A 25,064-nucleotide genomic window follows, 5' to 3' on the forward strand; every position below is an offset into this window, starting at 1 on the left:
TTGCCATCTTGTCATCTCGCGCTCTTGTAGCACGAATGCGACGGTGAGAAGATGCAGCAGAGAAACTTTGAACAGCTGTTTGCTGAGCTTGAAGAGGCCGAAGATGGACTACTTGATGCGACGTTGGACGACGGATCGACGGCAGCCGACACGACGCAGGCAGCAGCAGACGACAGCGAGCTATCTGGTGGGTTTCGAGCGAAGCTGGCGCTTACGCCGCGTGCCTATCAGGAAGAGGCTCTGGCTGCATGGCTAGGGCGAAATGGGCAGGGCGTGGTGGTGCTGCCCACCGGCGCGGGCAAGACCGTGCTGGCCCTGATGGCGATCGAGAAGCTGAAGCTCCAGACCCTGATCGTGGTGCCCACCATCGAGCTGCTCTACCAGTGGCGCGACGCCGTGATCGAGCGGCTGGGCGTCGCGCCCGCCAAGGTGGGCGTGGTGGGCGATGGCCGCAAGGAGCTGCGCCCGATCACGATCATCACCTACGCCTCGGCGGCCATGCCCGATGCCCCGATCGCGGGCACTGGCCTGCTGATCTGCGACGAGGCCCACCACCTCCCCTCACCATCCTATAGCACCATCCCCAAGCGCTGCGGCGCGCCCTACCGCCTAGGCGTCACCGCCACGCCCGACCGCAGCGACGGCGCGGAGGGCGCGCTCGACCGCCTGCTGGGGCCGGCGGTCTACTCGCGCACCCCCCAGGAGCTTTCCGAGCAGGGCCACCTCGCCAAGTTCAAAGAGAAGCGCATCTACGTCGACATGCAGCCCGAGGAGGCGCTGCGTTACGGCGTGCTGATGACCGAGTGGAAGTGGTTCGTGGCCCAGAACCGCGCCATGCTCTCGCGCGGCGGCGACTTCTTCGGCGAGCTGATCCGCCGCTCGGGGAGCGACCCCGCCGCCCGCGCGGCCCTGCGCGCCCACCACCAGGCCCGCATGATCGCCCTGAACGCCGAGGCCAAGCTGGGCGTGCTGGCCGACCTGCTGGCCAAGCACCAGAACGACAAGGTGCTGGTCTTCTCCGAGTACAACCTGCTGGTCGACACCGTCAGCCGCGAGCTGGCGCTGCCCTCGATCACCTACCGCACTGCGGCGGATGAGCGCAAGCGCGCGCTCCAAGCCTTCCGCAGCGGTGCCTACTCCAAGCTGGTGGCGGGCCGCGTGCTGAACGAGGGTGTGGATGTGCCCGACGCCAACGTGGCGATCGTGCTGAGCGGCAACAGCACCGCCCGCGAGCACATCCAGCGGCTCGGGCGCGTCATCCGCCCCAAGCAGAGCGAGGCCGTGCTGTACGAGCTGGTGACCCGCAACACCAGCGAGGTGGGCGCGTCGCGCAAGCGGCGGCAGGGCAGCGCCCCCAAGGGCAAGCGCACTATCCAGGGCGGCGCGTAGCGCCCTGCTCCTAGGTGAAACCAATGGCATTTACCACATCCGAGTTCAAGAAGACCACGCGCCGCAGCGATGGCGCGCGCCAGATCTACCCCTACCAGATCCGCGACGAGCGCTACACCGCCGCGATCAGCTACGCCATCGCCTACTACGAGCGCATGGTCGGCAAGCGCCGCGCCACCTTCGAGGCCGACACCCTGCTGGAGTTCTTCGGCGACGCCAAGCTGGCGCGCGGCCTGGTGGCCTGCCTGGGGCGCAGCTACGTGTGGCGCGAGCGCTCGTTCGCCGATGCCTTCGGGCCGGAGGCCGCGCAGCTGCTGTGGGCCATCGGCCTGCGCACCCCCGCCGACCTGCGCGCCAGGCTCTACGGCCTGGCCAACGGGCGCTACCACGGCTTCCTGCTGCCCGCGCAGCGCCCCGAGGCGCTCGATCTGCTGTGCGCCCAGTTCGCCGCCGAGGTAGCCGAGGCCCGGGGCGCGGCGCTGGGCTTCACCGCCGCGCAGCTTGAGCTGGGCCTGACCCTCGACAGCGAGGGCGAGCGCGTGCTGGTGCGGCAGGGCCCCGCGCCCACCGCCGACGAGATCGTGGCCCGCTACAACTACCACTCGCTGGAGACCGCGCTCTGCCACACCGAGCAGCTGCGCCTGCGCCTGCGCGGCCCGATCTGGAACATCGTGCGCAGCGCCCACAACCTGGCGCGGCGCTACCGCGTGCGCTACACCGTCGGCGCGGTGCGCACGCTGTTCGACGAGAGCGTGGAGCTGGTGCTGCACGGCCAGCGCGACGCCATGGGCAGCTGGCTGCGCACCGGGCGGCGCGTGGTGCGCGTGCTGCTGCGGCTGCTGGCCGCCCACCCCGACAGCCTCGCCGACGGCGAGGCCGCCATCCACATGGGCGGGCAGTCGCTACTGCTGAAGATCGATCGGCGCGTGCTGGATGTGCTGGGGGTGGCCGCGCGGCTGGAGCCGGACGCCAGCGAGCCGTGGGAGGAGGATGCGATCGAGCTGTTCCGCAAGGCCTGGGGCCGGGCCTATGTGCGCGGGCGCACCGACGGCTGGCGGCTGCGGCGCGACCCGGAGCCGCTGATCGGCGCGGGCGGCGTGGTGGTGCCCGACTTCGCTCTGGTGCGCGGCGGCGAGCGGCTGGCGCTGTGCCTCACCGCCGGGCGCGCCGCCACCGAGGCGCTGGCCCGCGACCTGGGCCAGCTGGGCAGCCGCGCCCAGGCCCTGGCCGTGGTGCCCGGCAGCGCCGCCGAGCGCCTGCGCAGCAGCCCCGCGCCCCTGGCCACCTACGAGCAGCAGCCCGCCGAGGCCATCCCCTCGCTGGTGGCCACGCTAGCCCGCCGCTACCCCCGCGACCGCGCCGCCGAGCTGACGCCCTGGCAGCGCCTAGAGCGCCAGGTGGCCGCCGAGGGCTTCGTGGGGCTGGAAGAGGTGGCCGCACTGCTGGGCAGCCCCGCCGCCGATGCGCTAGAGTCGGTGCGGCGCTGGGGTGGGGCGGGCCTGCATGTGCTGCCCGGCCTGGGCGTGTGCGCCCCCGAGGACTTGGGCGAGATACGCCAGCTGATCGACGCGGGCGAGCTGCGGCAGGCGGCGTAATCACCGTTCAGCTACTGAACAAAGACGGGGGCCTGTGGCCCCCGTTTGGCTTGGCAGCGCTAACATGATCTGTTGCCGCCGCCCGATCCCCATCGCCTACCCAGCCCACTCATTCGCGCATAGCAACATGCGGCCCCATGCTCTGTGATGCTGTGAAGGTTGCTCGCATATCCTTTGCAGAACACACAAGCGCGTGAAATGCAACGTATAGGCTCTGCCGACAGCAGCTGAAGCCGAGCAAGCGGTGCGCTCCTGGGCCTTCGTGCCTACAAACAAGCCCCAGTAATCTAGCGAATAAGCACGCTGCTCAGCCAGGTCTCGATCTCGAAGGCCCAGCGCGCCAGCGGCGTGCCAGCGGCCCACTGGCTGATCACGCTCATCTGGCCAGTGGCCAGCAGCGCGCCCATGAAGATCAGCAGCAGCCCGCTGGCCATGCTGGTGGTGTGCAGCATGATCGTGGTGCCGCCGACGGGGATCTCGAACGCGCGCCCACGGATGAAGGTCCAGAAGCGCGAGCCGCGCCCCAGCTTGCTGAAGAACGTGGCGATGATGATCAGGGGCATGCCCAGGCCCATGGCGTAGATGAACGACAGCACCGCGCCCTGCAGCACGCCAATGCCCTGCGATGCCATGAGGGTGTACAGCGCACCCAGGATGGGGCCGACGCAGGCCGACCAGCCCAGCGCGAAGGTGGCCCCGTAGAGGTACGACCCGGCGGCGCTGGCCGAGGGCCGGTCTAGCAGCTTCACACCAGTGAAGCCCTTGCCAAAGAAGCTCATCACCCCCAGGATCACCACGATCACGCCGCCGATCAGGGTCAGCTTATCCACACGGTAGATCAGAAACTGGCTGATCGCCGAGGTGATGGTACCCAGGACCACCATGGTAGTGGCCAGGCCCAGGAAGAACGAGACGGTCATCAGCACGATCCGCTCGCGGCGGGCCTGGAAGGTGAAGGCGAAGTAGGCCGGCAAGATGGGCAGTGTGCAGGGCGAGAGGAAGCTGAACACCCCGGCCAAGAAGGCCGCAGGCGCGAAGAGCAGCACGCTGCCGCCGCCCCCGGCGACGCTGCTGTCGCTGCCCAGGCTGAGGATGAGCAGCCCCACCAGCCCTAGTGCGAGCAGCGCGCCAATGCCGATGGCGCGGGCGCTCGGGCGTCGCGCAGGGGCCGGGGCCTCGGCAGTGGGCAGGGCGGAAGGCGGAAGTTCTGCGGACATAGTCTGGCTCCTCCATGTGGTATACGGCGGTATTATACCCCCGAACAGTTGTGAGCAAAAGCACAATACGCGGGAGATGAGGTTTCTTAACCACGAAGACGCGAAGGTGTGGAACGGGAACCGTCTACCACCAAGACACCAAGGTGTGGAACGGGAACCGTTTACCACGAAGATGCGAGGGCACGAAGGACGGCAAGGGGAACCGTCTACCACCAAGACGCGCAGGCGCGAAGGGATGAAAAGCTATGTATTTGCCTCTTGTCGCATCGCCTATGCGTTTTCCAACCCCAACCCATCGAGCTTACGCGAGCCATGCTGAAGCCGGAGGAGGTGTTTCTTTTGTTTCTTGGAGCCTTGGAGTCTTGGTGGTAACCATGTTTTGCTGAACGTACAGGCCCTAGCTCCGCCGATGCTCATCATTTGCCAAGCAAGCGCCGGGGTAGACCGCGCCAAAAAATGAATATGGTATAATCGGGGCCTAATTTGATACGGCAAATAATCAGCGCAAGAATCCACTGCCCTGTTTGCACTGTGGTCATTCTTGCGGGTGCTGTTCTCTCTGATATGTGGGGTATCCTCCCGCCGCACGCGGGGCGATAGCTTTAACATCACGCAACACCGACGAATTGATCGTTCACAAACCGCAGGTGGACGCCGGCGGACGAAGTAGCTGCAAGCGATGCACGCTTTGTTCCCTGCTCCGCCTGCGGTTCTTGTGTGTTCGCTGCTGCCTGGCAGCATGAGGAGGGCGCGTTGAAAGAAGGGACCGCAGTCGAACTGCGCGATGTTGTCAAGCGTTTTGGCGATGTCGTGGCAGTCGACCACGTGAGCGCGCAGATCCGCGACGGCGAGTTTTTCTCCATGCTCGGGCCGTCGGGCTGCGGCAAGACTACCACGCTGCGCATGATCGCCGGGTTCGACTACCCGAGCGCTGGCGAGATCGTGCTGCACGGCGTCTCGATCGGGGCCACCCCGCCACACCGGCGGAACGTGAACACGGTGTTCCAGTCCTACGCGCTGTTCCCGCATATGACGGTGGCGCAGAACGTGGCGTTCGGGCTGGAGATGAAGAAGGTGGCGCGCGCCGAGATCGGCAGCCGCGTGACGGCGGCGCTGGAGATGGTGCGACTCACCGGCTTCGACGAGCGCTACCCCCGCCAGCTCTCGGGCGGGCAGCAGCAGCGCGTGGCGCTCGCCCGCGCCCTGATCAACCAGCCCGAGGTGCTGCTGCTGGATGAGCCGCTGGGCGCGCTCGACGAGCAGCTGCGCAAGGAGCTGCAGTTCGAGCTGCGCGGCCTGCAGGAGCGCCTGGGTATCACCTTCATCTTTGTGACCCACGACCAGGAGGAGGCGCTGACCATGTCCGACCGGATCGCGGTGATGGACCAGGGCCGCATGCTCCAGGTCGGCACGCCCACCGAGATCTACGAGCGCCCCAACTGCCGCTTCGTGGCCGACTTCATCGGCGAGTCGAACTTTGTGGATGGCGAGGTGATCGAGCAGGTGGGCCAGGCCGCCGCCGTGCGCGCCGCCAACGGCCTGGTGATGCGCGGCTACGCCGACTTCGCCGCCAGCCAGGGCCAGCGCGTCACCGTCTCGGTGCGCCCCGAGAAGGCCTACCTGACCACCGAGCAGCCCAGCCGCGATGTGAACGTGTTCCCCGTGGAGGTGCAGCGCGTGGCCTACATCGGCAGCGACACCCGGATCGTGGTGCGCCTGGGCGACGAGCAGCGCTTCGACGTGTGGGAGGCCAACGACCGCTCGACCCTGGACCGCAGCGCCTACTGGCAGCCCGGCGAGAAGGGCTGGCTGTGGTGGCCCGAGGATAACGCGCTGGTGCTGGCCAAGTAGCCGTCTGTCTGTGTGTAGGAGCAATATGCTGTGGCAAGAGAGTCTGTTTCCTCATCCGAGCAGCGCGGGGCCGAGACCATGGCCGCGCTGCGGCGCAACGAGCGCGCCCGCCTAACCGGCCTGCTCAGCCCTGGCCTGGCATGGGTGCTGCTGTTCTTCGCGCTGCCCCTGCTGATCATTGTGCTGTACAGCTTCCTCGCCCCTGGCCGCTTCGGCGGCGTGGAGTGGGCGACCACCACCAAGAACTACCTCACGCTGTTCACCAGCTCGGTCTACCTCAACGCCTACTGGCGCTCCATCGTGATCAGCGTGCTCACCACCCTGATCACCGTGCTGCTGGCCTACCCCATGGCGCTCTTCATCGTCCAGCGCTCGCGCCGCTGGCGCACCATCCTGCTGTTCCTGGTGCTGCTGCCGTTCTGGACCAACTTCCTGGTGCGCACCTACGCATGGATGATCATCCTGAACGAGAACGGCGTGCTGAACATGGCGCTGCGCTCTATCGGGCTGCCCCCGCAGAAGATCCTCTACACCGAGTGGGCCACGCTGTTCGGCCTGGTGTACGGCGAGCTGCCCTTCATGGTGCTGCCGATCTACACCTCGCTCGACCGCTTCGACTTCCGCCTGCTGGAGGCCTCCGCCGACCTGGGGGCCGACCGCTGGCGCTCGTTCCTGCGCGTGATGCTGCCGCTGACTATGCCGGGCGTGGTGGCCGGGTCGGTGCTGGTGTTCATCCCCACCATCGGCCAGTTCGTCGTCTCCGAGCTGCTGGGCGGGGCCAAGGTCGACTACATCGGCAACCTGCTGCAGCGCCTGTTCCTGCGATCCAACCCGCCGAACTGGCCGCTCGGCTCGGCCATGGCGGTGGTGGTGATGCTGATCCTGACCATGATCATTGTGCTGTACTTCCGGGGCACGACGGAGGATGACCGATGAGCGACCCTGAGACGACGCCGGACGTGCGGCCCGTGTACAAGGCCCCCGGCCTAGAGGAGCGCGGCATCTCGTGGCGCACCTGGCTGCTGGGGGCCGAGGCCGCGCTGATGTACGTGTACCTGTTCGCGCCGATCGTGGTGCTGGTGATCTTCTCGTTCACCTCCGACCCGTTCGGCATCCGCTGGACAGGCTTCACGCTCAACTGGTACGCGAAGCTGCTGTCCAACACCCGCCTGATCGACGCGACCATCCACACCCTCACGGTGGCCACGCTCTCCACGCTGGTGGCCACCGTGCTGGGCACCATGCTGGCCCTGGCCATGGAGCGCTACCGCTTCCGGGGGCGCAGCGCCACCGACACACTGCTCTACCTGCCGATCGTCATCCCCGAGATCGTGCTGGCGGTGGCGCTGCTGTCGTTCTTCGCCTTCGCCTTCAACCTGGCCGAGTCGCTGTTCGGCATCCACATGCAGCAGGGCATGGCCACGGTGGTGATCGCGCACGTGACGTTCAGCGTGGCCTTCGTGGTGGTGACGGTGCGCACCAGCCTGCGCGGCTTCGACCAGCGCCTGGAGGAGGCCGCCATGGACCTGGGCGCGAGCCGCTTCCAGACCTTCCGCCGCGTGACCTTCCCGCTCATCCTGCCGGGGATCATCGGCGGCGCGCTGCTTGCATTTACACTCTCGCTCGACGACTTTATCATCAGCCTGTTTGTGGCTGGCCCCGGCACGCTGCTGCTGCCTGTCGAGGTCTACAACCGCGTGAAGCGCTCGGTCACGCCCGAGATCAATGCGATCTCCACGCTGATGCTGCTGTTCTCCATGGCGCTGGTGGGCCTCTCGCAGCTGGTGCAGCGCCAGAAGCGCTAGGTTTCCCCGCTCAGGGGCTATGCGTTCTGCAACACCAAGCGAGCGAGATCGGGTGCGCAATGCTGAGATGATGACGATTTGCTCTCTTTTGCCCCTTGGTGTCTTGGAGTCTTGGTGGTAAAACGCGCTGCCGAACGTGTCGGCCCTGGCTTCCCACCTGCGCACGAGGCGGCTGGCCCGCCGCTGCGGTATGCTGAACATGGTCTCTCGCGCCACACGGCGCTTCTCAGATTGCGTGTGCCCGCGCTGGGCATGAACGGAGGAACCGAATTTGAAGCGAGGCATTGTTTCCATGGGGCTGCTGCTGGCAGCCACGGTGGCCCTGGCCGCGTGCGGCGGGGCGAGCGGCGGCGCGGCCACATCCGCCACCAGCGGGGCGGCGGCCACGGGCGGCGGCACGCTCTACGTCTACACCTGGTCGGACTACACCGACCCGGCGGTGGTGCAGCAGTTCGAGCAGGAGTACGGCGTCAAGGTGGTGCTGGACACCTTCGACACCAACGAGGACATGATCGCCAAGGTGCGCGTCGGCAACTCCGGCTACGATGTGGTGGTGCCCTCGGACTACGCCGTGGACATCATGGTGAAGGAGAACCTGCTGGCCCCGCTCGACAAGAGCAAGCTGCCGAACCTCAAGAACATTCTGCCCGAGAACATGGGCCAGTACTTCGACCCCGAGAACGGCTACTCGGTGCCCTACCTCTACGGCGTCACCGGCATCGCCTACAGCAAGAAGGCCTACCCCACCCCGCCCGATAGCTGGGCCGACCTGTTCGACACGGCCAAGCTAGAGGCGGTGAAGGGCAAGGTGAGCATGCTCGACGACGAGCGCGAGACGCCCGGCGCGGCCCTGCGCTACCTGGGCAAGTCGGTGAACGAGACCGACGCGGCGGCGCTCCAGCAGGTGCAGGAGCTGCTGATCAAGCAGAAGCCCTACCTGGCCACCTACAACTCCAACGACGTGAACCGCAAGCTGGTGAGCGGCGAGTACGTGATCGCCCACGCCTACAACGGCATGGCCATCCAGGCCATCCTGGGCCTCGGCGACGAGTTCCCCGGCAGCGACGACATCGGCTGGGTGCTGCCCAAGGAGGGCGGCATCGTGTGGCAGGACAACCTGGCGATCGTGAAGGACTCGCGCAACGTGGAGCTGGCCCACAAGTTCATCGACTTCACCATGCGCCCGGATGTGGCGGCCAAGAACGCCGCGTACGTGAACTACCTGACGCCCAACGCCGAGGCCGTCAAGCAGCTGCCGCAGAAGGTGCAAGACCTCTACGCCCAGGGCTTCGCGCCAAACGACGAGATGTACAAGCGCCTAGAGCGCACCAAGGTGACGGGCAGCGACGCGTTCAGCACGCTGTGGTCGGCGGTGAAGGGCCAGTAGCCCTGCCCATTGCGGCGCGGGGCTGCCTGCGGGCGGCCCCGCGCTTTGCTTTTTGGGGAAGTGCGCCCGCCTCGTGCGGCGCGGCCTCGTCGCGCTGGTCGTGATCATGGCCAGCGTGCCGCCGCCCGCGCCTTCGCCGGATGGGCGGGGGCGAGGCCCCCGCTACCCGCGATAATTGGAGAGGATCTGCCATGAGCTTTTTTGTTGAGTGGGTGATCGCCGACCCTGCCGATGCTGCCGCTATCGCCGAATCGCTGGATGAGGAGCAGTATCCGCCTGAGGGCTGGCCATGGCTCTCGCTGCAAAATATCGGCGAGATCGATCTGATGCTGCTCGAAGCGCAGCTTCGCGGTCTGCCGATGGATGCGGTCGGCGACGGGGCGGAGCTGCTCTTGCAAGGCTCGGAAGAAGGCCCGTTTGTCTGGGCGGTCAGCCCCGAGCTGGTGGCGATCCTCGCCTCGCTCGCGCCGAGCGAGCACGAGAGCGTCGCCGCGCTCTGGCAGCAGAACGAGGAGCTGGAGCCGTGGCCTGTGCCCGATCTGGCAATTGTGCTTGGCGAGATGTGCGATTTTGCGCGGCAGTCCCAGAGTCTTGGCAGGCCAGTGCTGGCGGTCGGCGCATTCTAGCGCAGCAGCGCTCTTTTCCTTTTCCTCCCTTCGCGCCATCGCGGCACTCGTTCTCTTTTGTCCCCTTGGTGGCTTGGCGTCTTGGTGGTGAAAACCTTCGTTCCTTCGCGCCTTTGTGGTATTTGTTCCCTTCGCGTCTTCATGGTATTCGTTTTCTTTTCTTGGTGTCTTGGCGTCTTGGTGGTAAATCTCTCTAGGAGAAAACGCTATGCCCAATCTCACCTTCCTGCACACCTCGCCCGTGCACATCGAGACCTTCGGGCGGCTGGCCGCCGAGCTGGCCCCGCACATCCCCGTGGCCCATGTGGTCGACGAGGCCCTGCTGGATGCGGCGCGCGCCCACGGCCTGACCCCGGAGGTGCGCGGCCAGATCGCGCGGCGCGTGGCCCAGGCCGCCGCCCAGGGGGCCGCGCTGGTGCTCTGCACCTGCTCCACCATCGGCGGCGCGGCGGAGGAGGCGGGCGCGCTGCGGGTGGACCGCGCCATGGCCGAGGCGGCGGTGGCGGCTGGCCCGCGCATCGTGGTGCTGGCCGCGCTGGCCAGCACGCTAGCCCCCACCCGCGAACTGATCGCCAGCGTGGCCCAGGCCAGCGCCGCCCAGGTTGCCATCGCCGAGCTGCTGTGCGAGGGCGCGTGGGCGCACTTCGAGCGCGGCGATATGGCGGCGTACCACCGCGCCATCGCCGCACAGCTGGCCCAGGCCGCGCCCCAGGCCGATGTGCTGGTGCTGGCCCAGGCCTCCATGGCGGGCGCGGCGGCGCTCTGCCAGGGCATCGCCGTGCCCATCCTCAGCAGCCCCCGGCTGGGCGTGCAGGCCGCCGCGCTGGCCTATGAGCGCGCGGTCGGCGCTGGCGGCTGAAGGGCATCGCCCCATGGTGTCCCTCTTCACGGCCTTTTTGGCAACCATGCGCGGTCGGCTGCCGATGATCACCATTGTCGGCATCGCCCTCGTTCCGATGACCACGCTGCCCCGCCAAGCCGTAGGGGCGGGTCTGGTGCCCGCCCCACCGCAGCCCGCCGCAGGCATCGAACACCAACCGATGATAACGGCGCGTGGCGATGCTGATCCGCTTCGCGTGCATCGGCGTCATCGAACGCCCCTGGGATGCATACGATGGGCGCTGCGCGGGCGGGCACCAAACCCGCCCCTACGTCAATGATCGCATCGCCCGCACGAGCGGCACCTTCGCCGCATGGGCCAGGTGGGTAGGGCTGGCCCCGCGCCGTTTTAAAGCCGTTTGTTCCCTTGGAGCCTTGGAGTCTTGGTGGTAAACGGGTCTCTCGTCCCCTTCATGCCTTCGCGTCTTCGTGGTGAATCGGTCTTCGCATTCCCTTAGTGTGTTGGTGGTGAATTTTCTCGTTCCTACTTGTCAGATGCAGCCGTTGTGGGCGATAATGGCGGAGCGTATTTCTTGGGTGTCGCCCCGACGCCCCGCGCAACGAAAGGCATGAGGATGGAAGAGCTTGTGAGCCGCATCAGCGCGCAGACCGGCCTGCCGCCGGAGATGGCGCGCCAGGCCGCGCAGGTGGTGATCGATTTCATCAAAGAGCGTGCGCCGGAGCCGATCAAGGGCCAGATCGACCCGATCATCAGCAACCCGCAGTTTGGCGCGATGGCGGGCCAGGCGCTGGATGCGCTCGGCGGCCTTTTCGGCAAGAAGGACGACGACGAGAAGAAGTAGCTCGCCTGCTGCTGGCCCTGTGGGACTTGTGTGTCTTGCAGGGCTTTTGTTTGCCTTTTGAAAGAAGGCTTGCCCGCTGGTGCGGCGAGCCTTCTTTTCGCGGGTAGCTTGCGCTAGGCAGAGGGGCGCTGGAGGACTTCGGCGGCGTGCTGTGCTCGCTGCGCGAGCTGCTTAGGTGTTGAAAAGCCCATCTGTTCGCGGAAGCACGCCGCGCAAGCGCTGAATCCACATGCACCATGGGCAAATCACGCCGCCAAGCGCCTGATGCATACGGCGCTGCTGTGGAAGCTGCTTGCATAAGAGCTGAAGCGCTCTGCAATCACGGCGCAGCACGACTCACCGTAGCCGAATCTGGTTGCGCAAGCGATCAATACGGCGATGTGCGGGCAAAAAGAGCGGAGGCGAGGCCGAAAACAGCCTCGCCTCCGCTTTTCTACCGTGCCGCTGTGCTGCTAGGGGATGCGCACCTGCCCCAGGGTGGCGCTGCCCTCGGTCAGCGGCAGCGCGGCCTGCGCGCCCTCGTCGAAGGCGGCGACGGCCAGGGTGTAGGCCCCGGCGGGCAGGTCGGCGGGCAGCGCCAGGCTGCGCGTCTCGGCCACGATCTCCCCGGCCCGCCAGCGCCACACCGGGTAGAAGCCGCCCTGCGGCGCACCCGCGCTGGATGCCACCGTGGCCCCGCTGGCATCTAGCAGCCGCAGCTCCAGCGCCACCGGACGCCGGATGGGCGTCTGGGCGTGCCAGCGCAGCCGCACGGACAGCGCGCCCTCGGCCACGCCCGCGCTCTGCCAGCCATCCAGGGCCAGCACCGCGCCGAATTGGGCGTGGGCCGCCGCCACCGGCGCGCTGTCCTCGCGCCGCAGGTAGACCAGCTCGCCGCTGTGGGGCGAGAGGTTCAGCAGCTGGCCCTCCTGGGTGCGGTCGAAGCTGGCCAGGGTGCGCTCATCCACCGACACCCCGTCGAACGAGAGCCGCAGGCGCAGCTCCATGTGGCCCTCGGGCGCGGCGGCGGGCGGCGCGAAGGAGGGGAAGCTGTCGTCGTTGATGTAGCCCGAGCCGCCCAGCGTCGCGGGGTCGATCTCCACGCCCAGGTACTGATCCTTGTTCACGTCCTCGCGCGGGGCCAGCGGGTAGCGCGCCACCAGATCATCCCCGCGCAGCAGGCGTAGCTCGGCCAGCGGCAGCGTGCCCGAGATCGGGTGCACCAGCTCCAGCGCCGCCTTCAGCCTGCCATCCTCCAGCCGCGAGCTGTAGCGCACCACCAGCGGGTTGGCGCTCTCTCTGTCTAGGCTGGCGCGGCGCAGCACCGCCACATGGCCGAACTGGGCCAGCACCTCGGTGCCGGGCGGCGGCGCGCTCAGGCTGGTGGAGACCGCCACCTTGGGCTGGTGGCGGTCCATGGCCCAGCCCTCGGTGGTGGGCGGCGCGGCGGCCAGCGCGGCCATGGCGGCCTCGGCCTGGTCGCGCCGCTGGCCCAGCAGCGCCACCTGGAGCCAGTAGGCCATCGGCCCGGCGGGCGCGCCCACCAGCACGGCCTTCTCGGCGGCCTTGGGGTCGCTGGCGCGCAGCCAGCGGGCGGCCCGCACCAGGTCGGGCGTGGGGATGTGCTCGGCGGCTAGGGGCAGCGCGCCGGGGGCGCTGGCGAGCACCAGCAGCGCGGCCCCCAGCGGCGCGGCCCAGCGCATTGGCGCGCGCAGCCCGGCCAACCGGGTGAGTGCGGCCCCCACCAGCGCTGCCCCCAGCGGCACGGCCACGAACAGCATCTTGGTGCTGTGGTAGGGCGCGGCCAGGCCCAGCCGTGCGGCCAGGCCCAGCCCCGCTAGCTCCAGCAGGGCCAGCGCCAGCAGCAAGGCCAGCGTAGGCACGCGGCCCAGCGCGGCGGCCCAGCGCGGCAGCCCAGCGCCGCCCGCCGATGTGATCGCCAGCACCAGCGCGGCGGGCGCGGCCAGCAGCAGCGGCGCGAGGCCATGGAGCGTGGGGTCGGCCACCACGCCTTGGTGCTCCAGCACCAGCTGGCCAGTGCGCATGCGGGCGGGCAGATCGACAAGCACCAGGGCCAGCGTGGGCGCGAGCGCCAGGGCCAGCGCGGCGGCGCGGCCCCGCCACGGGCCAGCGCGCCAGGGGGCCAGCGCGGCCAGGGCCAGCGCGGCGGCGGGCACCGGCAGCCACAGCGGGTAGGCCGCCTCCAGCGCGGCCAGGGCTAGCCCGGCCTGCGCAGCATCCCAGGGCGTCAGGGGCTGGGCGCGGGTGGCCCAGGCGCACACCAGCAGCACCAGCAGCAGGCCCAGCATCTGGGCGTAGTAGCTGTGGTCGATGTAGGCATCCAGGAAGAACATGCGGTGGGCCAGCAGCAGCAGCGGCGCGGCCAGCCCCAGCAGCGCGCGCCAGCCCGTGGCGCCGCCAGCCTGCGCGGCCAGCAGCGCGACCAGCGCCGCGCACAGCCCGCCCAGCAGCGCCGCCGCCGGGAAGGTCGCCTCTAGCGCGGGGGTGCGGGCCAGCGCGGCCAGCGCATTGGTGAAGAAGGCGAAGCCGGGCGGGTAGGCGATCATCTCGCCCATCAGGCCGCGCGTCTGCGAGTCCAGCGGCGGCAGGCGCTGCTCGCGGGCCACCCAATCCACCAGCTGAAACTGGTGCACGGCATCCACCGAGCGACCCAGCGGCAGCAGCGCGGGCCAGGCCAGCCACAGCGAGACGCCGCCCACCAGCGCCAGGGCCAGCGCCGCCGTGGCCAGCTCGCCCGGCGCGGCCCGCCAGCGCCCGCGCGCCAGATCGCGCAGGCTGGGCAGCAGCCCCAGCGCGGCGGCGGCCAGCAGCAGCGCGGGGGCGATCGGCAGGCCCGCGCGGCCCGCCAGCAGCGCGGCCACCACCAGGGCCGCAATGGCCCCGCCGATACCGCGCAGCGCCAGCCACGCCAGGGTGGGGCGCTCGTCGGGCGGGGTTGGGGGAAGTGTAGATGTTGACATAGATCTATCGTGTGCAGAAACAGGCAGGTGCCACAAAAGCGCCATTGTAGCACGGCACGCTGGGGAGATTCACCACCAAGACACCAAGACACCAAGAAGATTCACCACCAAGGCACCAAGACACCAAGAAGATTCACCACCAAGGCACCAAGACACCAAGAAGATTCACCACCAAGGCACCAAGACACTAAGATCTCTTATAGTAAAAACGGTTTTTCTTCCCCTTGGCGTCTTGGAGTCTTGGTGGTAAAACGGATCTTTTTGTCCTTCGCGTCTTGGTGGTAAAAACGGTTCCCCGCCTTGTGAATGAGGCGCAGAATCGCAAACGGCAGTAGACTTACGCTTTGAAAGCTATTAGGTTGAACTGGAGAAAATGGTCATGGCTCTGGCGACAAAGCAATCGGATTGTGCGACACAGGCCCCGCCCACGCGGCGCGCGCGGGTGTTTCGGCTGGCGCTGCCAGCGGTGGGCGAGCAGGTGCTCAACACCTTTGTGGGCCTGGCCGACACCTTCCTCATAGGCCACCTCAGCTGGCAGGCGGCCCAGCAGCTGGGCTACACCAGCACCGACGCGCTGAACGGCGTGGGCCTGGCCAACCAGGTCGTGGGCCTGATCACCGTGCTGTTCAGCGCGGTGGGCGTGGGGGCCACGGCGGTGATCGCCCGCTCGCGCGGCTCGAAGGACATGGCCTCGGCCAACCTGGCCCTACGCCAGTCGCTGCTGATCGGCCTGGGCATGGGCCTGCTCTCTACCCTGCTCATGCTGCTGCTGGCCCCGGCCACCATGGACATGCTCGGCGCGGCCCCCGAGGTCAGGCCGCTGGGCGTCGAGTTCCTGCAGATCGCCGCGCTCTCGTTCGCGCCTGCGGCGGTGCTGTTCTTGGCCACCTCGGCGCTGCGCGGCGCGGGCGACACCAAGACCCCGCTGTGGATCATGCTGGTGGTCAACGCCATCAACATCCTCGGCTCGTGGCTGCTGATCAACGGCAACCTCGGCGCGCCCGCGCTGGGCGTGCGCGGCACCGCCATCGGCGCATCCGCCGCCCGCACCGTCGGCGCGCTCATACTGCTGGCCATCCTGCTGCGCAGCGGGCGCGGCGGCATGCGGCTCAGCTTCGACCTGCGCCCGCACGTGGAGATGATCAAGCGCATCCTGCGCATCGGCGCGCCCAGCGGGCTGGAGCAGCTGGTGTTCCAGGGCGCGATCCTGATCTTCGTGCGCTTCGTCACCGGCCTGGGCACGGTGGCCTACGCCGCCCACAACGTGGTGCTCAACATCGAGTCGCTCTCGTTCCTGCCCGGCTTTGGCTACGCCATCGCCGCCTCGGCGCTGGTGGGCTACAACCTGGGCGCTGGCAGCCCCGCCGACGCCGAGGCCGATGTCTACGAGGCCCAGATCCAGGGCACCCTGATGATGAGCGCACTAGGCGTGGTGATGATGCTCTTCCCCCACCAGCTGATCAGCCTGTTCACCCCCGACCCCGCCGTGGCCGACGCGGGCGCGAACGCCATGCGGCTGGCGGGCCTGTTCCAGCCGCTGCTGGCCGTCAACTTCATTATGTCGGGCGGCCTGCGCGGCGCGGGCGACACCCGCTGGCCCCTGATCACCAAGCTGATCAGCACCTGGGGCGTGCGCCTGCCGCTGATCATGCTGATGCTGCACCTGGGCTGGGGCCTGACTGGCGTGTGGATCGGCATGACCTTCGACTTTGGCGTGCAGGCAACCTTGGCGTGGTGGCAGTTCCAGCGCGGCAAGTGGAAGCATCAGAGGGTGTAGCCATGGTCGATCTTGCCCCCAGCAACCCCTTTGGCCTAGCCCTGCCCTCGCCCGTGATGGTGGCGGCGGGCTGCCTGGGCTACGGCGTCGAGTACCGCCAGGGCATCGAGTGGCGCGGCCTGGGCGCGCTGGTCACCCGCACCACCACCCTGCGCCCGCTGCGCGTGGCCCGCCCGCCCCGCCTGATCGAGACCGCATCCGGCCTGCTGGGCGTGGGGCCGTGGCCCAACCCCGGCATCGAGCACGTGCTCGACCGCCACGCGCCGGTGTGGGCGGGCATGCCCATGCCGGTCATCCTCAGCATTGCGGGCAGCGCCCACGAGTGCGGCCAGATCGCGGGCATGATCGAGGGGGTGGAGGGCGTGGCCGGGCTAGAGCTGGCCGTGCCCGAGGAGCCGGGGCGGGCCGCCGCGCTGGTGGCGGCGGTGCGGCGCAGCTGCATGCTGCCGCTGCTGGCCAAGCTGCCGCTGCTCGCGCCCGCGCCGCTGCTGGCCCTGGCCCAGGCTGTGGCCCAGGCCGGTGCCGATACGCTCACCCTGTTTGCGCCGCCCGCCGCCGCCTACCCCGACCCGGCCACTGGCGAGCTGCTGGCTGGCTGGCTGGCTGGCCCCGCCGTGCGCCCGCTGGTGCTCCAGCGCCTGGCCGAGGTGCTGCCCCAGCTCACCCTGCCGGTGGCGGCCTGCGGCGGCGTGACCAGCGCGGCGGATGCCCGCCTGCTCCTAGCGGCGGGCGCGGCGGCGGTGCAGCTCGGCTCGGCGCTGCTGGCCGACCCCCACGCCGCAGGCGCGGTCGCCGCCGCTATGGCGCAGCCGTGAGCGCGCCGCTCTGCGCGTCGTGCAGCCAGCCCACCATGTGCAGGCACTCGGCGGCCAGATCGTGGGCCAGCGCCGGGTCGGCGGCCAGGAACGGCAGGATGTAGCGGCTGTCGACCGCCTCCACCTCGGCGGTGGCGATAAAGCTGGGCGGCGGGCACAGCCGCGCCACGCCGCTGGTGTAGCGCGTGTGCCAGCTGGCCGCAGGCGGCTCGCCCGCGAACCCCGTGAGCGACACCAGCACGCTGGCCGTGGCCTCGGCGGTGGTGCCGCCGCAGCGGCGGTGCAGCAGCCGCTCAAGCTCGCCGCTGGGCTGCGCGGCCCCGCTGGATTCGCACAGCAGCGGCGGCCCCTCGCCAGCGGGCAGCGGCGCGGGCGCGGGGAACAGCGGCCTGCCGTGCCGCAGCGATACCCGCCCGGTCACCGACAGGTAGGCGTAGACCCCGATGAGCAGCCCGCTCACCAGAGTCACAGGCGTGAGCCGTGGGCCGATCAGCCGCCCCAGCGGGGTGGTCGGCCCCATCAGGGCGTGGGCGCGGTGCAGCAGCAGGCTGCTTGGTGGCAGTCGGTCATCGGCGTGGTGCATGGCATTTTCGCGGGTGGTCGTTTGATCTACGTATGATGATAGCATATCCCCGTCACGGCGTTCGGTCGGGCGGGGGAAAAGCGGCACGGCGGCCAGCGGCAGGCCTTCCCGCGCTGGGCTGGATCATGGCCAGCGGCGGCTATGCGGCACCCCGCGCGGGATGGGCGAGGCCGCTTTTTTTTGCGTCGCGCTGCGGCAGCGGCCTAGCGGCCATAGGCAAGCGCCAAGGGCATCTGCGCAGCTGCCTGCTATCCTACGACAGGCGGTCGTTTTCTTGAGGGGATGGCCGCACTGCTGCCCGTCATTGCCCGCCTGTTCACATTCGTCCGCCGTCGCCTACCGCAGCCGTTGCGCATGCTAGGGCAGTTCCTCGGCATTGCCCCCGAGCGATTGCCCACAGCTCCCGAGCGATTGCCCACAGCCCCCGAGCAGTTGCCCATAGCTCCCGAGCAGTTGCCCATAGCTCCTGAGCGATTGCCCATAGCTCCCGAGCGGTTGCCCATAGCTCCCAAGTGATTGCCCACAGCTCCCGAGCGGTTGCCCACAGCTCCCGAGCGGTTGCCCACGCTCGTTTTTTGGGGTGCGCTACACGTTTGTGGGTGCTGTCGGCGCGGTGGGTGGATGCCCTGCGCGGGCGGCGCACAGGGGCCAGCCCCTGTGAACCCCGCCAGGGGGCATCGCCCCCTTGGAACCCCCAATGTTCAGCGTTCCGATGCTGCCAGTTGGTGGCTGATGTTCGTGCACAGGGCCAGCAAAACACCATAGGCACCTTCGCCGCATGGGCCGGGTGGATAAGGGGGCGTTTCTCCCTCTCGTGCTCTCGGGCCTTTGTGGTATTTGTCCCCTTGGAGCCTTGGGGTCTTGGTGGTGAAAAATCCTCGCGCCTTCGCGCCTTCGTGGTATTCGTCCCCTGCCAGAATCGCATGCTTTCTGCTACACTGTGCCTGACTGCCGCCCCGACCGATGTGGGGCGTGTGCCGAAGGAGAGGAGAGGGAGAGGATCATGCAACAGACCGCAGGCGCACCCGCCTATGTGATCGATGTCAATACCGAGAACTTCCAGCGCGACGTGGTGGAGCGCTCGCGGCAGCAGCCGGTGGTGGTGGATCTGTGGGCACCCTGGTGCCAGCCCTGCCGCACGCTCGGCCCGATTCTTGAGCGGCTGGCCGCCGAGGCGCGCGGCGCGTGGCTGCTGGCCAAGGTGAACGTCGACCAGAACCCGCAGATCTCGCAGATGTTTGGGGTGCAGGGCATCCCCGCCGTCAAGGCGGTGTGGCAGGAGCGGCTGGTGGATGAGTTTACCGGCGCGCTGCCCGAGTCGCAGGTGCGGGCCTGGCTCAAGCGCTTCCTGCCCGCCGCTACCGCCGCACCTGCCGCGCCCGCCGAAGATCTGGCCGCGCTGGAGGCCAGCGACCCGCGCGAGGCGGCGGCGCGCTACCGCGTGCTGCTGGCCGAGCAGCCCACCGACGAGCTGCGCCTAGCGCTGGGCCGCCTGCTGCTGCTCCAGGGCAGCGACGAGGCCCTGGCCCTGCTGGGCGAGATCGCGCCGGGCAGCCCCGCCCACAGCCGCGCCCAGGGCATGCTCTCCTTCCCCGAGTTCTTCCTGGCCGCCACCGACGCCGCAGCCGAAGGCCCCAGCGGCGCGGCCTACGCCCAGGCCGCCGCCGACGCGCGGGCGGGCCGCCACGCCGAGGCCGCCCAGGCCCTGCTGGGCATCGTGGCCCGCGACCGTGGGTTCCGCGCCGACGCGGGGCGCAAGGCGCTGCTGGCCCTGCTGGCAACCCTGGGCGATGAGAACCCGCTGGCGAGCGAGTACCGCCGCAAGCTCAGCGCGTTGCTGTTCTAGCCAGCGCCTCGCGGTAGACCCGCTCCACCTCCGCCGCCATGCGCTCGCGACTGAACAGCGCATGGGCGCGGGCCTGGGCGGCGGCGGCGTAGCGCTGGCGCAGCGCAGCGTCGCCCAGCAGCGTGCGGATGGCCTGGCCCATGGCGGCGGGGTCGCCGGGCGGCACCACCAGCCCGGTCTCGCCGTGCAGGTTCACGAAGCTGGTGCCCGTGCCCAGCTCGGTGCTGACGCTGGGCACCCCGCTGGCCAGCGCCTCGATCAGGGCCAGCCCCAGCGCCTCGGAGCGCAGGTGGGCGGGCAGCACGAACACATCGGCGCTGCGGTAGAGCGTGGGCAGGTCGGCGTCGGCCACGTCGCCCGCGAAGCGCACGCGCTGGGCGATGCCCAGCGCCTGGGCCTGGGCCTCCAGCCGCGCCTGCTCCGGCCCGCTGCCCGCGATCGTCAGGCGGGCATCCACATCGCGCATCGCATCCAGCAGGATATGCAGGCCCTTGTAGTAGCGCAGCCGCCCCACAAACAGCACGTGGTCGGCCTTCCCCTGGCGGGGCGCGGCGGGCTGGAAGCGGCCCACGTCGATGCCCAGCGGCACCACCTGGCACTTGGCGGCGTGGCGGCGCAGCACCGGCGACGAGGCGATGTAGGCCGGGCTGGTGGCCATGATCGTGCGGGCGCGGCGCAGCGTCAGCCCCATGAGCGGGCGGTAGATCCGCAGGAGATTCTGCTGACGTACGATGTCGCTGTGGTAGGTGATCACCAGCGGCGCGCCGCCGGGCACGGCCAGCGCGGCTAGGTCGCCGGGCGGGTAGGGGAAGTGCAGGTGCACCACGTCGGGGCGCAGCCCGCGCGCGAAGCCCAGCATGGCTAGGCTGAGCGGGGTGGACGCCGCGTGCAGCAGCCGCGCCGCCTTGATCACGGTCAGCTGGGGATGGGGCCGCTCGATCTGGCTCTGGCCATCCAGGCTGGTCACCAGCACCGTCACGCGGTGGCCGCGCCCCACCAGCAGCTCGCCCAGGTCGCGCACGTGGTTCTCGATCCCGCCGACCACCGGCGCGTAGTCCTTATAGATGTGTACGATATGCATGCGCCCCATGGTACTCGAAAATCCTTCGACCGCTGCGGATTCTCCTGCGCTGGCGCGGCCCGCTGCGCCAGCCGTACCGCCCGCGCCCCACGGCGCAGGCAGAGGGTAGAGCGCGACCTATGGCTTTTGAAACCCAGCCCGAAGACGAGCACGATACGCCGCAGCCCGACCCGCGCAACCGCCTGAACGACCTGACCGGGCGCGAGTGGACCTACGCGCTGCGCTCGGTGCTGGCCACCCGCTACCCCACCAGCGGCGCGGCCAGCTACGCCCACGCGCTGCGCCGCGCCCACCCCTCGCCCAAGCCGCCCCAGCTGATGGCCGAGCTGATCCGCTTCTTCACCAAGCGCGGCGGGCGCGTGCTCGACCCGTTCGCGGGCGTGGGCGGCACGCTGCTGGCCTGCGCCATGGAGGGGCGGCGCGGCGTGGGCGTGGAGCTCTCGCCCGAGTACGCCGCGATCTACGCCCAGGTTTCCGCCGAGCTGGGCCTAGCGCCGCAGCAGATGGTGGTGGGCGACGCGCGGCGGCTGGCCGAGTACGAGGCGGTGCGTGCCGAGCCATTCGACCTCATCCTCACCGACCCGCCCTACGCGCAGATGATGGCCAAGCCCAAGACCGGCCAGCGCAAGAAGCGCGGCCAGGGCGAGGCCACGCCCTTCACGCTCGACCCCGCCGACCTGGGCAACCTGGCCTACGCCGAGTTCCTGGCCGAGCTGCGCGGCATTCTGGCGGGCGCGCTGCCGCTGCTGCGGCCCCACGGCTACCTGGTGCTGTTCACCAAGGATCTGCAGCCCACCCGCGAGCGCCACCACATGCTGCACGCCGATATCGTGGAAGCGCTCTACGATCTGCCCGGCCTGACCTATCGCGGCTACCGCATCTGGCACGACATGAGCCAGAACCTCTACCCGTTCGGCTACCCCTTCGCCTTCGTGGCCAACCAGGTCCACCAGTTCATCCTGATCTTTCGCCGCGAGCCTGAGGGTGCGGCTTAGCAGAATCGCAGCGGCCCGCCCCCACGAGCAGGGCGGGCCGCGCTGCCGCAGGCGCTACGCGCCCACGTACTGACGCACAAGCTCGATCAGCCTGGCCAGCTCGGCGGGCATGCGCTCGTCGCCCTCCACCGCGCTGTAGCTGTACTCCTGGCCCTGCACCACTACGCTCACAGTGTAGCTGAAGCGGTCGCAGCATGGGTTTTTGGGCTGGTAGCTGCCCGGCGCGAGCGCGGTGATGCCGGTGTCGGCCAGCTGCTGGATGAATCGGCTGGCCGCCGCCGCATCGGCCTGGACGATCTGCATGGTCTGGCCGTCGCCGCCGCCCTTCACCACCGAGCCATCGGCGCGGATGCTGTAGCTTTCATCCACCCCGGCGAAGCCCCCGCTGCGGTGCAGCCGCACGATCACCTCGTCGGCGGCGGGCGCATCGGCCTGGGCGGTGGGCGCGGCGCTTGGGATGGCGGTGGGCGATGCCGCCGCTGCGGTGGGGCTTGGTGCCGGGCTGGGCGCGGGTGCTGCGGTGGGCGCGGGCGCGGCGGTGATCTGGGCGGGCGGCGCTGTCTGGGCGGGCTGGGTGGGCGCTGGGGCGGCGCTCGGGGCCGCGCCGCAGGCGGCCAGGGCTAGGGCCACGCCCAGCAGGGCGCAGAGCTGTCGCATATCGGGGTCTCCTCTCGCTGGTGCTGCATGTACGACGCCCGCCCGCGCCCTGGGGTTCCGCAGGCGCACGGCGTGAAGAAGCCCTCTCCCCGTACAGTGTGCAGAGAGAGGGCTTCTTCACGCCATGCGAGCCGCGCCTACTGGAAGGTGGGGGCGATCTCCTGGGCGAAGCGCACCATGCCCGTGCGGTCGTAGGCCACGCGCGGGAAGTAGGTGATGACGTAGTTCGCGCCAGCATCCACCACGGCCTGCACGCGCGCGGCCACCTGCTCGGCGTTGCCCACCACCGCCTGCTTCTCTAGCTCCTCCTGCGACCAGCCGTAGAGCTTGCGGTACGGCTCGGTGGCCTTCTCGCGGTCGGCCCCGTCCTCCAGCAGCAGGATGTTCATGCTGGTGCTCTTGATGATCTCGTCGTAGTTGCGGCCCACATCGGCGCAGTGCTGCTGGAGGATGGCCAGCTTCTGGCGGATGGTCTCGGGGTCGCCGCCGCCCACGTTGCAGGCGTTGGCATAGCGCGCCACCAGCTTCAGCGTCACCTTCTCGCCGCCGCCGCCCAGCCACAGCGAGGGGTGGGGCTTGCGCACGCCCTTCGGCTCGTTGATCGGCCCGTTGATGTGGTAGTACTCGCCATCGAATTTCGGCGTGTCCTCGGTCCACATCTTCACGATCAGCTTCACGGCCTCGCGGAAGCCGCGCATGCGCTCGCGGGTCTCGGGGAAGCCGTAGCCGTAGGCCCGCCACTCGTGCTCGTACCAGCCCGCGCCCAGGCCACAGTAGAGCCGCCCGTGGCTCAGCACGTCGATGGTGGAAGCCATCTTGGCCAGCACCGCCGGGTTGCGGTAGCCGTTGCAGGTCACCATCTGGCCGATGTTCACGCGCTTGGTGTCGCGGGCCAGCGCGGCGGTGGAGGCCCAGCACTCGAACACGGCCTCTTGGGTGGGCTGGGGCACGGTGTGGAAGTGGTCGTAGAGCCAGATCGAGTCGAACGCGGGAAGCTCGTCGGCAGCCTTTGCCACTGCGGTCATCGCCTCGTACTTCTCGATCGGGTCGGCGATCTCCACCAGGTCCATCCGCCACCCTTGGGGGACGAACACGCCAAATTGCACAGCCATGGTTCTGTTCCTTTGTGTGCGAAAGTATTGGGGATGATGGTAGTCCAGCGGTGCGGCGCTGTCAATTGGGAAGCAGCGATTTGTTTACCACCAAGACTCCAAGACCCCAAGAAAAAAGGGGCGAATCCTCACGAAGGCTCGAAGATTCAATCAAGGATGAAGAATCTCCGAGCCTTCGCGTCTTCGTTGTAAAGAATCTTCGCTGAATCAAGATACGCATAGGCCCAGGGCTGCCGCCTAGATGCTGCACGGCAAGAAGGGTGCCTAGAGGCCCAGATCGCCGATGGCGCGGGCGGCGCTGCGCAGCAGCGGCTCATCGGCCTCGCTGCCGCCGATGGCGGCGATGGCCTGCGCGGTGGCGGCCACGGCGGGCGATGTGGGGGTGGCGGGCGCGGTGGCGGGCTGGGCTGCGGCGGGCGCTGGAGGGCTGGCGGGCTGCTCCGGCTCGGGCTGCCACAGCGGCGGGCGCTGGGCGGGCTGGTCGGGCCAGCCGTAGCGCTGGGCCAGGAAGCGCATGTAGCCCTGGGCGGCCTGCTCCAGGGTGTGCTGGCGGGCCACGAAGGCGCGGGCGTTCGCCCCCAGCTGCGCCGCCACGTCGGGGCGCGCAAGCAGCAGGTAGCAGTAGGCCAGCAGCAGCTCGCCCTCGCTGGCGTCGGGGTCGACCTGGGCGGCCACGTCGCGCGGCAGCTCGGTGAACGAGCCGGACGCCGTAACCAGCGTGGGGCGGCCAGCGCCCAGCAGCCGCAGCAGGCTGGCCGATGTCTCGCCCGCCGTGGGGTGGCGCAGGTTCAGGCAGATGTCCGCCGCCGCCACATAGGCCTCGAAGTCGGCCCGCTCGACATAGCCCGTCACCGTCACCGCGTCCTCCAGCCGGTGGCGCTCGATGATCGACCGCAGCGGGTAGTTGGCCGACACGCTGCCCACCAGAATGTAGCGCAGGCCCGGGTAGCGCTCGCGCAGCTCGCGCATGGCCCGCAGCACCGGCTCGATGCGCTTGTAGGGGTTGATGTGGCCGAACGAGGCCAGGATGGGCGCGCCGGCGGGGATGCCCAGGCGGGCGCGGGCGGCGGCGCGGCCCAGCGGCGCGGGCAGCGGCACACCCATGGGCACCAGCGCGCTGGGCAGGCCGGGGCGCACCTGGGCGGCGCGGTCGATCACGTGCTGGCTGTGGGCGATCAGGCCCTCGGCGGCCTCTAGCACCGGCTCGCAGAAGGGGTAGTCGAAGGCGGCATCGGTCAGCCGCCCGCGCATCATCAGCTGGGCCACGCGCTGGCCATCCGGCCCGTAGCGGCGGGCGGCCTCGGCCTCATAGGCGGCCACGTCGCGGCGCACCACGGCGGCGTAGTTCAGCATGAAGTGGTTGAGCACGAACTCGTGCAGCACCACCACGCCCGGCACGCGCCGCATGGCCGCCCAGATCGGCGCGTGCACCGGGCTGTTGCCCATGTGGTAGATCACCGCGTCGTAGGGGCGCTGGCGCTGGTCGCGCTCCAGCTGGGGCAGCGGGCGCAGCGGCAGCTGGGCCAGCATGGCGCGGTTGGTCGGGCGCAGCTTCTCGTCGGCGTAGAGGGTGATCTCGCAGTGCTGGCCCAGGTAGGGCAGCAGCTCCTCGCTATAGTCCGAGATGCCCGATGGCGCGGGGTTGAGCGGGCTGATGTAGGCGATGCGCTTCATGCGGGCTGGGTC

At 69.3% G+C, this 25,064-nt stretch carries 20 protein-coding genes; 13 read left to right on the plus strand and 7 right to left on the minus strand.

Annotated features, from left to right (window positions below; genetic code table 11):
- The first annotated feature begins 51 nt into the window (after positions 1–51).
- Positions 52–1,389, plus strand: a complete 1,338-nt coding sequence (locus F8S13_08210) for a DEAD/DEAH box helicase (protein ID KAB8143873.1) — start codon at positions 52–54, stop codon at positions 1,387–1,389.
- Between the two features lie 23 nt (positions 1,390–1,412).
- The gene (locus F8S13_08215; protein KAB8143874.1) at positions 1,413–2,984 is read left to right on the plus strand and encodes a DUF790 family protein; all 1,572 of its coding nucleotides are present in this window, start codon (positions 1,413–1,415) and stop codon (positions 2,982–2,984) included.
- Positions 2,985–3,271: 287 nt separating this feature from the next.
- On the opposite strand, the gene F8S13_08220 is transcribed toward F8S13_08215, so the two are convergent.
- Positions 3,272–4,201, minus strand: a complete 930-nt coding sequence (locus F8S13_08220) for a cytochrome c biogenesis protein CcdA (protein KAB8143875.1) — start codon at positions 4,199–4,201, stop codon at positions 3,272–3,274.
- Positions 4,202–4,954: 753 nt separating this feature from the next.
- On the opposite strand from F8S13_08220, the gene F8S13_08225 reads away from it, so the two are divergent.
- The 7 genes from F8S13_08225 to F8S13_08255 all read left to right on the plus strand — a co-directional run bounded on the left by F8S13_08225 (position 4,955) and on the right by F8S13_08255 (position 11,552).
- Positions 4,955–6,052 (plus strand): ABC transporter ATP-binding protein, encoded by a 1,098-nt coding sequence (locus F8S13_08225; protein ID KAB8143876.1) that lies wholly within the window; start codon positions 4,955–4,957, stop codon positions 6,050–6,052.
- A gap of 78 nt (positions 6,053–6,130) precedes the next feature.
- Positions 6,131–6,988, plus strand: coding sequence for an ABC transporter permease (locus tag F8S13_08230; protein ID KAB8144098.1), 858 nt, complete (start codon positions 6,131–6,133; stop codon positions 6,986–6,988).
- Entirely contained in the window at positions 6,985–7,857 is an 873-nt protein-coding gene (locus F8S13_08235; GenBank protein ID KAB8143877.1) for an ABC transporter permease, read from the plus strand. The genes F8S13_08230 and F8S13_08235 overlap by 4 nt, the downstream gene beginning before the upstream one ends.
- Before the next feature lie 292 nt (positions 7,858–8,149).
- Positions 8,150–9,244, plus strand: coding sequence for a spermidine/putrescine ABC transporter substrate-binding protein (locus F8S13_08240; GenBank protein ID KAB8144099.1), 1,095 nt, complete (start codon positions 8,150–8,152; stop codon positions 9,242–9,244).
- A gap of 191 nt (positions 9,245–9,435) precedes the next feature.
- Entirely contained in the window at positions 9,436–9,870 is a 435-nt protein-coding gene (locus F8S13_08245) for a hypothetical protein (GenBank protein KAB8143878.1), read from the plus strand.
- Positions 9,871–10,078: 208 nt separating this feature from the next.
- Positions 10,079–10,729, plus strand: a complete 651-nt coding sequence (locus tag F8S13_08250; protein ID KAB8143879.1) for a hypothetical protein — start codon at positions 10,079–10,081, stop codon at positions 10,727–10,729.
- A 589-nt stretch (positions 10,730–11,318) separates the two neighbouring features.
- Positions 11,319–11,552, plus strand: a complete 234-nt coding sequence (locus F8S13_08255; GenBank protein KAB8143880.1) for a DUF2267 domain-containing protein — start codon at positions 11,319–11,321, stop codon at positions 11,550–11,552.
- Positions 11,553–12,004: 452 nt separating this feature from the next.
- Here the strand turns inward: F8S13_08255 and F8S13_08260 are convergent, their stop codons facing one another.
- Positions 12,005–14,512: a hypothetical protein gene (locus F8S13_08260; GenBank protein ID KAB8143881.1), complete on the minus strand. Its 2,508-nt coding sequence runs from the start codon at positions 14,510–14,512 to the stop codon at positions 12,005–12,007.
- Between the two features lie 373 nt (positions 14,513–14,885).
- On the opposite strand from F8S13_08260, the gene F8S13_08265 reads away from it, so the two are divergent.
- Both F8S13_08265 and F8S13_08270 read left to right on the plus strand, forming a co-directional pair.
- Positions 14,886–16,289, plus strand: coding sequence for an MATE family efflux transporter (locus F8S13_08265; protein ID KAB8143882.1), 1,404 nt, complete (start codon positions 14,886–14,888; stop codon positions 16,287–16,289).
- 2 nt (positions 16,290–16,291) lie between these two features.
- A complete protein-coding gene (locus F8S13_08270) occupies positions 16,292–17,104 on the plus strand; it encodes a dihydroorotate dehydrogenase (GenBank protein KAB8143883.1) in 813 nt (270 codons plus the stop codon).
- Here the strand turns inward: F8S13_08270 and F8S13_08275 are convergent.
- Entirely contained in the window at positions 17,088–17,687 is a 600-nt protein-coding gene (locus F8S13_08275; GenBank protein KAB8143884.1) for a hypothetical protein, read from the minus strand. The genes F8S13_08270 and F8S13_08275 overlap by 17 nt on opposite strands.
- A gap of 1,003 nt (positions 17,688–18,690) precedes the next feature.
- On the opposite strand from F8S13_08275, the gene F8S13_08280 reads away from it, so the two are divergent.
- The gene (locus F8S13_08280; protein KAB8143885.1) at positions 18,691–19,533 is read left to right on the plus strand and encodes a tetratricopeptide repeat protein; all 843 of its coding nucleotides are present in this window, start codon (positions 18,691–18,693) and stop codon (positions 19,531–19,533) included.
- Here the strand turns inward: F8S13_08280 and F8S13_08285 are convergent.
- Entirely contained in the window at positions 19,514–20,614 is a 1,101-nt protein-coding gene (locus F8S13_08285; GenBank protein KAB8143886.1) for a glycosyltransferase, read from the minus strand. The two genes, F8S13_08280 and F8S13_08285, sit on opposite strands and share 20 nt — an antisense overlap.
- Before the next feature lie 119 nt (positions 20,615–20,733).
- On the opposite strand from F8S13_08285, the gene F8S13_08290 reads away from it, so the two are divergent.
- Complete coding sequence (locus F8S13_08290; GenBank protein KAB8143887.1) at positions 20,734–21,609, plus strand: DNA methylase; 876 nt, start codon at positions 20,734–20,736, stop codon at positions 21,607–21,609.
- A gap of 54 nt (positions 21,610–21,663) precedes the next feature.
- On the opposite strand, the gene F8S13_08295 is transcribed toward F8S13_08290, so the two are convergent.
- The 3 genes from F8S13_08295 to F8S13_08305 form a co-directional block, all read right to left on the minus strand.
- Positions 21,664–22,266, minus strand: a complete 603-nt coding sequence (locus F8S13_08295; protein ID KAB8143888.1) for a hypothetical protein — start codon at positions 22,264–22,266, stop codon at positions 21,664–21,666.
- A 137-nt stretch (positions 22,267–22,403) separates the two neighbouring features.
- A complete protein-coding gene (locus F8S13_08300) occupies positions 22,404–23,378 on the minus strand; it encodes an LLM class F420-dependent oxidoreductase (GenBank protein ID KAB8143889.1) in 975 nt (324 codons plus the stop codon).
- 264 nt (positions 23,379–23,642) lie between these two features.
- Positions 23,643–25,052: a glycosyltransferase family 4 protein gene (locus tag F8S13_08305; protein KAB8143890.1), complete on the minus strand. Its 1,410-nt coding sequence runs from the start codon at positions 25,050–25,052 to the stop codon at positions 23,643–23,645.
- Positions 25,053–25,064: the final 12 nt, after the last annotated feature.

This window comes from Chloroflexia bacterium SDU3-3 (assembly GCA_009268125.1).
GTDB lineage: Bacteria > Chloroflexota > Chloroflexia > Chloroflexales > Roseiflexaceae > SDU3-3.

What these genes read in the sequence shown, in the direction of transcription:
- F8S13_08255 (KAB8143880.1), top strand. Translation starts at nt 11,319, where the DNA reads ATGAGGATGGAAGAGCTTGTGAGCCGCATCAGCGCGCAGACCGGCCTG.
- F8S13_08210 (KAB8143873.1), top strand. Translation starts at nt 52, where the DNA reads ATGCAGCAGAGAAACTTTGAACAGCTGTTTGCTGAGCTTGAAGAGGCC.
- F8S13_08275 (KAB8143884.1), bottom strand. Translation starts at nt 17,687, where the DNA reads ATGCACCACGCCGATGACCGACTGCCACCAAGCAGCCTGCTGCTGCAC.
- F8S13_08270 (KAB8143883.1), top strand. Translation starts at nt 16,292, where the DNA reads ATGGTCGATCTTGCCCCCAGCAACCCCTTTGGCCTAGCCCTGCCCTCG.
- F8S13_08280 (KAB8143885.1), top strand. Translation starts at nt 18,691, where the DNA reads ATGCAACAGACCGCAGGCGCACCCGCCTATGTGATCGATGTCAATACC.
- F8S13_08220 (KAB8143875.1), bottom strand. Translation starts at nt 4,201, where the DNA reads ATGTCCGCAGAACTTCCGCCTTCCGCCCTGCCCACTGCCGAGGCCCCG.
- F8S13_08215 (KAB8143874.1), top strand. Translation starts at nt 1,413, where the DNA reads ATGGCATTTACCACATCCGAGTTCAAGAAGACCACGCGCCGCAGCGAT.
- F8S13_08235 (KAB8143877.1), top strand. Translation starts at nt 6,985, where the DNA reads ATGAGCGACCCTGAGACGACGCCGGACGTGCGGCCCGTGTACAAGGCC.
- F8S13_08295 (KAB8143888.1), bottom strand. Translation starts at nt 22,266, where the DNA reads ATGCGACAGCTCTGCGCCCTGCTGGGCGTGGCCCTAGCCCTGGCCGCC.
- F8S13_08300 (KAB8143889.1), bottom strand. Translation starts at nt 23,378, where the DNA reads ATGGCTGTGCAATTTGGCGTGTTCGTCCCCCAAGGGTGGCGGATGGAC.
- F8S13_08260 (KAB8143881.1), bottom strand. Translation starts at nt 14,512, where the DNA reads ATGTCAACATCTACACTTCCCCCAACCCCGCCCGACGAGCGCCCCACC.
- F8S13_08265 (KAB8143882.1), top strand. Translation starts at nt 14,886, where the DNA reads ATGGTCATGGCTCTGGCGACAAAGCAATCGGATTGTGCGACACAGGCC.
- F8S13_08230 (KAB8144098.1), top strand. Translation starts at nt 6,131, where the DNA reads ATGGCCGCGCTGCGGCGCAACGAGCGCGCCCGCCTAACCGGCCTGCTC.
- F8S13_08290 (KAB8143887.1), top strand. Translation starts at nt 20,734, where the DNA reads ATGGCTTTTGAAACCCAGCCCGAAGACGAGCACGATACGCCGCAGCCC.
- F8S13_08250 (KAB8143879.1), top strand. Translation starts at nt 10,079, where the DNA reads ATGCCCAATCTCACCTTCCTGCACACCTCGCCCGTGCACATCGAGACC.
- F8S13_08245 (KAB8143878.1), top strand. Translation starts at nt 9,436, where the DNA reads ATGAGCTTTTTTGTTGAGTGGGTGATCGCCGACCCTGCCGATGCTGCC.
- F8S13_08240 (KAB8144099.1), top strand. Translation starts at nt 8,150, where the DNA reads ATGGGGCTGCTGCTGGCAGCCACGGTGGCCCTGGCCGCGTGCGGCGGG.
- F8S13_08285 (KAB8143886.1), bottom strand. Translation starts at nt 20,614, where the DNA reads ATGCATATCGTACACATCTATAAGGACTACGCGCCGGTGGTCGGCGGG.
- F8S13_08305 (KAB8143890.1), bottom strand. Translation starts at nt 25,052, where the DNA reads ATGAAGCGCATCGCCTACATCAGCCCGCTCAACCCCGCGCCATCGGGC.